Raw genomic sequence first — 7,770 nt, 5'->3', positions numbered from 1 at the left:
GTCCATCGCCGCGGCCGTCCTCACCCTGGAGCGGCAACGCTGAAAGAGCTCACTGTTCGAAGAAGCTGTAGGTGCTGGTTCACGACTGCACAACCAATAGCATTACCGGCGCCGCATCATCCAGGACGGCTTTTGTTGACCTTAGGAACCGGGAGTCAACCTGCGGGCGACAGGCTGGAAGGCATGAAAACCCTAACCTCGGGAGCAAGCAACTCTGAGGCCTCAGAGATACGTATCTTGCCCGAGTGTTGAGCGACTCGCCGACTGCACGGTGCGAGACACGCCTTGTCCGTACAGAGTTACCGAGGGCTTCACTGCGGTGGCCTGCACGGAATATCCGGAATCAAAACCCAATCCTGAAATTGAGGGAAAATGCCCGAGATCCTGTCCAAGAAGGCAGAAAAAGGCTATGCCCAAACTGCTGTGGTTTTCGTGAATGATGAGCGAGACCTGGATGACACTGGCTTCAGGTACGAACGCTTGATGTCCTGGCAGAACTCCCCTGGTCAGGACGGCAGCGTTATATGGCGCCCGGATCAGGTTTCCATCAAGCCGGAACTTGAGGATGGTAATCTAGTTTTTTCCTGTGCCGAGAACAGCAAATTCAGTAAAATTGAACTCGAGCTGCGTGTCGATCCCGGCATGAATCCTGCTTTCCCGGGTCCGTGGCGTTGCATGGTTCCAGCTGACGGCCGCGAGTACTCTCTGAAGTTCTCTTCCAATGAGCTTCCCGGAGTCTCCATGGAAGACCTTTTGAATGGCTATCGCAATGCCCTCTTCAATTTCCGCCCCATCGAGGGAGAAGCCTCTGAAGGCTACTATCAAAATTCTGTTCTCGACGAGCTTACCCGTATCCTCGGGGCCACACCCGAACCAGCCGCACCCAAACCGCCTAAGATTTGGCTCACCCGTGGCCTGGACAGGGGCGAATATTACGTGAGCTGGGAAAACGGCGAACGCAACTATACGAAGAGCACCGAAACTCGCTGGCAAAGGCGTGATCTCTTCTTCGAGGGCAACGAATCCCGGATTGAGGAGCCCATGTTCGGCGTCACCTACCTCAAGGGTGGCCATGTCATCTTCGGGGCGGAGAAGAATGAGAAATTCACCGCACTTGTGGCAGAAGTGTCGGTAAAACCGACTTCGTCATGGAGTGAGCATTTCACGGTGAATGGAACCGGCCGAGGGCTCTCTGGTGAGGTGATAATTCCGGCCGACGGTAATGACTACGTCATTGAATGCACCCTCGGGGGCAAGGTAAGGAACATCGAGCAATTTTTCGCGAGCGGTGATTGCGTAGCCAGTGTTTACATTCGCCCCATCGAGAGCGACTGCCCAGAGAGCGAGTACCCGGCACCTCGGGATTTCCGCGTCAGGAGGGCTGATTCGGATTCACCCGGTTCGGATGTGCCCAGCGGTAACGACGCTGGAGAGATTGAGGTGATCGACTCCGTTTCTGTATGCCTCCCGACTTGCCCTCCCAGCTCTTCCGGTGACGCCGCAGAGGATGTTTCTCTCTCGGATAAACTCGGCGATTTCGCCCTACAAGGATGGGCTGGCAAAACCGTTCCTGTAGCAGAAGTCTCAATGGAGCAGTTTAAAAAAGCACTGAATGCTGCTGAAGAAGCGGTGAAGGCGCGATTCGCTGATCGCAATGCAGAACTAGCGAAGCGATTCATTGTGGATCTGCGGAGCGGATACGAAGACGTTCAGCCGGTGTTCACAAAGGGAACTGTGGCTGCACATGCTTTCAATAACGGATTCGCTGCGTGGGGCGTGTACGCAGCATTCAAGCCTGGCAGCGAAGCGAGCGAGTTGGGCAAGGGGTCCGCCTTCGCGGGATTCGCATCGTCCTCCCTCGGTACGATGGGCGATCTGTACAAGGCAGCAAAGGTGTCAAAGGCAGTAGGCAAGGCCGTCGCCAAGGCCGCGGTATTCCTTGGCATCATCTCCGATGGGCTTTCGCTGGCAGACAATATCCAAAACGGTGACCGTAAGGCCATTGCGGCAGACACTATGGCCCTTGTCGGCGGCATAGCTTCTCTGGCCTTCCCTCCTGCTATCCTGCTTTCGCTGCCTTCTATCTGGCTGGCCATTGAAAGCCTCATCTGGGATGCCGTTCCGACCTATGAAAATCTCTGCGAAGAGCTGCGCCAAAAAATCATTTCCGCGACACGCGATTGCGCATCGAAAATTGCACTCCTCCTGGAGATCCAGGCAGTACATACTGCCCATCTGAACAAGGCAATCGTTGCGGTGCACCGGGAGCAGAACCCCGGCCTTGAAATCGGCCCCAACCTCAAGGCCTCCCTGGAGTTCATCGACAAGCCCGGCCTGATCGACGAGATCATGAAAAAGGTTGAGAAAGAGGTCCAGGCTGCCATTGTGGGCAGTTTGTTGAAGCCGGCCGTAGAGGGCGTTAAGAACGGAATCGACAAGCTCGTTTTCGCGCCCACAGACGACATGATGGCACGCTTCTTCAACGGGCCGGACAATTTCCGTAAGATGCTGCTCGAATGGGATCGACATCTGCGGAATCTCAAGGCAGATCTGACAGCGGCTCAGAACATTAAAAAGGCAATGAAGGGCAAGTTTGAACAGAGTCGTCAAGACAGTGATCGTCTCATTGAGGATCTGGCGGCCAAGCGGCTTGGACTTCGGCCAGAGAGCCAGATGTCGGCAGCGATCAAGGAGCACTTCTACGCCCAGTCAATCGGATACGAGGAAGCCAAGAAGAAGAACTTGGAACTCACGATTGCCAGTATCGAAAGGAGCCTCCCCAAGATTTTCGATAGGCTGAAGGAAATCGAACTCCTGGAAGCTGATCTCCAGGATGACCTGGAAAAGATCGAGATTGAAGGCGATATTACCTACCTCTCTATTAGTCCCACGTATCGGATCTTGCGCATCATCGCGAACTTGATCTCGAAGGCGTCTTCGCCGGATTTCACAGAAAAGCAGATCAAAGAGCTGTACAAGGGGTACGTCGAATTCCTCTCGACTGAAATGGCCGGCCATATCACCGCTAAAGGTCTGGAACGCTGGTCGAAGAACGAGCACAACGACTGCTTCCACCAGCAAACACAGCACAGCTAGAGATATTTAACGTTGGGGGTTCCAGGCTGGTGAAACACCTGACGTGGTGTTCGCTATGCCGTGACCATAAGGTATCCCGACGGTGGTGGGCTGACTGCTGAGGAACTGGCGCGGCGCGAGCAAGTGCGCTTCGCCGCAGCTGATTTGATCGAGGCCAGGGTCGGCGACCGGGAAGTGGCCCGGCGTTTCCGGGTCGCACGGATGTCAGCGAACCGCTGGCGCCGGGCCCCGGCGGCAGGCGGGCGGCAGGCCCTGGCCTCGAAGTGGCCCGGTGGCGCCCGGTACTGGCTCACCCCCGGCCGACTGCGGGAGCTGGAGGGCCTGCTGGACGCGGGCCCGGCCGCGCACGGCTGGACCGAGGACCAGTGCTGGACCCTGGCCCGGATCGCCGACATGATCCGAGGAGAGTTCAGCACCGGCTGCACCCCCGGCCGGGGGTGGACCTGCTGCTGCACTGGGTCGGCTGGAGCGTGCAGATCTCCTTCCGCCGGGCCTGCGAACGGGACGAGGCAGGCCAGGGCCTGAGGCCGCCCAAAGGCCGTACCTGGGGAGGGTGTAGCTCGGCTTATACAAGATTTTCGTAGCTGGTGATCGCCCAAAGGTCGTCGGCGGCGGGCCATTGGAGGCTGCGGCGGGAGTGGGCGACGAGGATGACGCGCTTGCGGAGCAACCGGATGCCGGCCCTGCCCGCCATCTGGCGTTTGATCAGCTTCAGGTCCGTGACCCGGCCCTCCGCCATCCCCGAACTGTGTGGGAGGGTCACGCTGGCCCGGACTGCATCGAGGTCGTCGAGCAGCCCGGCAGCGTAGCGGGGTGTTCCTGGTGGTCCTGGCGGCCGCGTGCCTGCCCCTGCCCGTCGCCGTGCTGGCGGCAGCGGCACTCCGGCTGCTGTACATCGGGTGGGTATGGCGCTGCGAACTCGCCTGTGACGCCCGCGCGGTGCGTGCCTGCGGCCGCGGCTCCGTGATCGCCTTGTGGAGGCGCAACACCGACCTGCTGTGCACGCTCCCTCGGCCGGTGAGACTGTGGCACGCCCTGCGCTCGGCGTCCACTCACCCTCCGTACCGGCTCCGTGTCTGGTGGGCCCGGCGCGTCAGCGCACCGGCCGTCCCCGGGCCGCACCCCCTCGCCGTGCCCGACGCCTCCGGCAAGATCCCGCCTCTCGCCGCGTGAGCTGACGGCGGCCGCGACCGGGGGCGGATCCCGTGCGGCGGGCCCAGAATGGCAACGCGGCGCCCCGAACCTCCCGGGCGACGGGAGCCCCAGCGGCACGCGCCGTCTACGGCTGAGGAAGGCGGGCAGACTGCCCGGCACGATCGAAAAGCGAAAGGCCCGCTCATGCCGGTGATCAGCGTCATCACCCCCGTCCACGCTGCCACAGCCGAGTACGTGCGCGACGCCTACCATTCCCTGGCTGTCCAACAGCTGCCCCCGGGCTGGGAGATGGAGTGGCTGTTCCAGGCCGACGGGCCCACTGGCCTGGAACACCTGCCGGACGAGCCGTGGATCTCCACCGGCACCGGCCCCCCGGCGGCGCCGCCCGGGCACGACCCTCGCCCTGGCCCGCGCCACCGGAGTGCTGCTGCGCCAGCTCGACGCCGACGACATCTCCCCGACCCGCTCGCCCTGGCTCATGACATCCGCACGCTGAGCGAGAATCGTGACATCGCCTGGGTCGTCTCGTCCTGCCTGGACCTCCTGCCCGACGGCACCACCGCCAAAGGGCCTCACGACCCCGCGCCCGGCGCCCTTGCTCCGACCGCTCTCTTTGACGGGCTCAGGGCCGGACGGCTCCCCGTCATGGGCACCGCCGTCACGCTCTACACCGACCTGGCCCGCGCCCTGGGAGCGTGGTCGGCCCTCCCGTTCGCCCAGGACACCGCCCTGGTCCTCAACGCCGCGGCAATCTCCCACGGTTGGATGCAGGAGCACCCGGCGAGCTCTACCGCCGGCACCCGGGCCAGACCACCCGCAACCGCTCGACGACGAGCGCCCGCCTGCATCACCGCACTGGCGCACCAAGTCGAGGCCTTGCAGAGCACCAACTGGCGCTACACCCCCTCACCCCTCGCGATGGGCGCGCGGGCTCGGAGGCCGGGCGGGCCAGGATGCCGCTGGGCTTGTCCGGAGACGGTACCGAGTCGGCGGTTTCCCTTAAAGCGGGCCGGCGCAGGGCAATGTGATGGCCTACGCCAGGCAGTAACTGCCCGGGAGTAAAGGGGAGTGCGCGTGGACCGAGCGTCGTTCTGGTGGACTCAGGCTATCTCCTTGGGGCGGCCGCGACGTTGCTGACCGGCAGTGCCGCACGGTCGTTGCTGTCCGTGGACCACCGGCTATTTGATCGAGCAGATCCGCCGGCGGGCGGAGGCCGACACGGGGCAGCCTCTCCTGCGGATCTACTGGTTCGACGGGGCCCCTGACCGGGTGCCGCGGCCGGAGCACCGGCGCCTGCGGGTGATGCCCCGGGTCACCGTCCGCCTGGGGATGCTCACCCGCGTCGGCGGCTGGCCCCAGCAGAAGGGTGTGAACGCCGCCATGCACGCGCAACTCGCCGAAATGGCCCGCAACCACGCCTGCAGTGACATCGTGCTCATCACCGGTGACGGAGACCTCCTGCCCGGAGTGACGTCGGCCAAGGACCACGGCGTGGCCATCCACCTGTGGGCCGTGCAGGCCGCCGACGGCGACTACAACCAGTCCGAGGATCTGGTGGCGGAAGCGGATGAACCCGGGGCCACCGTGATCCTATCCGGACCCATGCCTCTGCGGACGCTCGAACTCTGCCAGGGCAGGGCGTCTCCCGGCCCGGACCGGGGGAATTACGCGGCCGCTGCGCCCCGCACGCACCGGCCGCGTAACGAGAAGACGTCGACGCGTCCCATGGTCCTATCCGGCGTCCTTCTGCCATGTCTCCGGGGCCGATAGCCCGGCTTCGAATCCAAGGTGCCCGTACGGGGTGGCGTCTGGGAAAACATGGTTGGCAGCCGGCACTGTCCTCGGGGCCGCCGTGCTGCTCCACTCATCTGGCCTGTGCTGTGTCGGCTGGTGACCGTATGCCGACCGCCTCACCGGCGACTGACTGGCCTGGGGCCGGGGTTTCCTGTCGCGCTCGTCCACAGCAACCAGAATCCTCGCGCCACCGGATGACGCCCATTGCTCGCCGCAGGGGCGTGCCCGGTGAACTCGGGCTTTCCTCGCGGTCTTTCCTGTGTGCTGGGCCGGCTCTAGTGTGGTGGGCCGCGTATGGACTCGGGTGAGGGAGGCGGACGTGGGCAAGCACGACAAGCAGGACGATGACAAGGGCGACGGGCTGCCGGGTCAGCCGTGGAAGCCGCCGAAGGAGCCGCCCACGACGGACGGCGGTTCCCCTGGCAGCGGAGGAAAGCACGGCAAGTGAACACCCTCAGTAACTGGCAGGAGTTGGCCGCGCGCCTCGCTGAGGACGGGGTGCTGAAGCCCGAGTGGCGGCCCGTGTTCGAAGACCTGCCGCGGGCCGGGTTCCTGCCCGATGTGGTGTGGCGGCACCATGTGGCGACCGGCACGGTCGACGTCGTGGACCGGGCGCGGGACCCGGAGCGGTGGTGCGCGGCGGCCGTGTCCGGCGATCCGCTGGTGACGCAGTGGGACGACGGAGCGCACCAGGGCCAGGGGCAGGGCCGGGTGGCGTCGTCGTCGGCGTCCGCGCCGTCCGTTGTCGCCAGGATGCTCGCCGACCTCGACGTGCGCCCCGGGCAGCGTGTGCTGGAGGTCGGCACGGGGACGGCGTGGAACGCGGGTCTGCTGGCCCGCCGGATCGGCCCTGCGGCGGTGACCACGGTCGAGGTCGACCCCGTGCTGGCCGGCACCGCCCGCACCGCCCTGGAACGCCACGGCCTGGGCGCCGTCACGGTGGTGTGCGGGGACGGTTTCCGGGGCCACCCTCCCGGGGCCCCGTATGACCGGATCATCGCCACTTGCGGTGTGCACAGCATCCCGGCCGCATGGTGGGAGCAGTGCCGCCCCGGGGGCCGGATCGTGGTGCCGTGGGGTACCCGCTTCACGCGTACCGAGGCCATCGCCGCGCTCACGCTCGCCCGGGACGGCCGCAGCGCGAGCGGGCGGCTGACCGCCCTGGTCCAGTTCATGAGCCTGCGCGCCCAGCGCCAGGCCCTTCCCGAATACGCCGACTACGTGACCGACGAGTCCCGCGAGAAAGCCGACCGGGGCACCACGGTCCTCACCTTGGCCGACACGCTCGCGGGCGAATGGGACATCAGCCGGTTCGCCCTCGGTCTCCTCGTCCCGGACTGCACCGTCATCGTCGACACACCACGGGACGGTCGGCAGCCGGTGTGGCTCTGCGGCCTGGCCGACCGGTCCTGGGCCTGCATCCTCTTCCGCGAGGACCAACAACCCTCCACGGTCTACCAGTACGGCGAGCGTCGGCTGTGGGACGAGGCCGAGGCCGCGCACACCCGGTGGCACCAGCTGGGGCGGCCGGGCACCGGCCGTCTTGGCCTGACCGTCGACAACCAAGGCCAGCATGTCTGGGTGGATACCCCGGACCACGTCGTGGGGCGCCACACGACCAACGACTCGATGCACCTGCCCGGGCAGGCAAGGTAGACGCCCAAGGGCGTCTTAGAGGTCATCTCATTTGGTGAGTCTGCGGTAGCAGATGAGGGTGGCGGCGAT

General features: G+C 64.6%; 6 protein-coding genes and 1 pseudogene. 6 read left to right on the top strand and 1 reads right to left on the bottom strand.

Features of this window, described 5'->3' with window-relative positions; genetic code table 11:
* Positions 1-372: 372 nt before the first annotated feature.
* A complete protein-coding gene (locus I5Q34_RS32745; RefSeq protein WP_199896137.1) occupies positions 373-3,096 on the top strand; it encodes a hypothetical protein in 2,724 nt (907 codons plus the stop codon).
* 60 nt (positions 3,097-3,156) lie between these two features.
* Positions 3,157-3,621 carry a hypothetical protein gene (locus I5Q34_RS32740; protein ID WP_234429886.1) on the top strand — a complete coding sequence of 155 codons (465 nt, stop codon included), beginning with the start codon at positions 3,157-3,159 and terminating at the stop codon, positions 3,619-3,621.
* 40 nt (positions 3,622-3,661) lie between these two features.
* Here I5Q34_RS32740 and I5Q34_RS32735 read toward each other — a convergent pair whose 3' ends face one another.
* Positions 3,662-3,835, bottom strand: a complete 174-nt coding sequence (locus I5Q34_RS32735) for a hypothetical protein (RefSeq protein WP_199896136.1) — start codon at positions 3,833-3,835, stop codon at positions 3,662-3,664.
* Positions 3,836-3,909: 74 nt separating this feature from the next.
* On the opposite strand from I5Q34_RS32735, the gene I5Q34_RS32730 reads away from it, so the two are divergent.
* From I5Q34_RS32730 to I5Q34_RS32720, 4 genes and pseudogenes are all read left to right on the top strand, one after another.
* Positions 3,910-4,269: a hypothetical protein gene (locus I5Q34_RS32730; RefSeq protein ID WP_234429887.1), complete on the top strand. Its 360-nt coding sequence runs from the start codon at positions 3,910-3,912 to the stop codon at positions 4,267-4,269.
* 1,073 nt (positions 4,270-5,342) lie between these two features.
* Positions 5,343-5,823 (top strand): annotated as a pseudogene (locus I5Q34_RS32725) (NYN domain-containing protein); the annotation flags it as partial.
* Positions 5,824-6,364: 541 nt separating this feature from the next.
* Positions 6,365-6,493 (top strand): hypothetical protein, encoded by a 129-nt coding sequence (locus I5Q34_RS35655; protein WP_267912067.1) that lies wholly within the window; start codon positions 6,365-6,367, stop codon positions 6,491-6,493.
* The gene (locus I5Q34_RS32720) at positions 6,490-7,701 is read left to right on the top strand and encodes a methyltransferase domain-containing protein (RefSeq protein ID WP_277965763.1); all 1,212 of its coding nucleotides are present in this window, start codon (positions 6,490-6,492) and stop codon (positions 7,699-7,701) included. Before I5Q34_RS35655 ends, I5Q34_RS32720 begins: the two co-directional genes overlap by 4 nt.
* The last annotated feature ends 69 nt before the right edge of the window (positions 7,702-7,770 follow it).

The organism is Streptomyces sp. AV19 (assembly GCF_015999245.1).
Lineage (GTDB): Bacteria > Actinomycetota > Actinomycetes > Streptomycetales > Streptomycetaceae > Streptomyces.
Note: the sequence above shows the minus strand (reverse complement) of the source record. Positions and strands in the feature narration are given on the sequence as shown.

Excerpts from the sequence above, each read along its gene's own strand:
- I5Q34_RS32735 (WP_199896136.1), bottom strand. The coding sequence starts at position 3,835 with ATGGCGGAGGGCCGGGTCACGGACCTGAAGCTGATCAAACGCCAGATG.
- I5Q34_RS32745 (WP_199896137.1), top strand. The coding sequence starts at position 373 with ATGCCCGAGATCCTGTCCAAGAAGGCAGAAAAAGGCTATGCCCAAACT.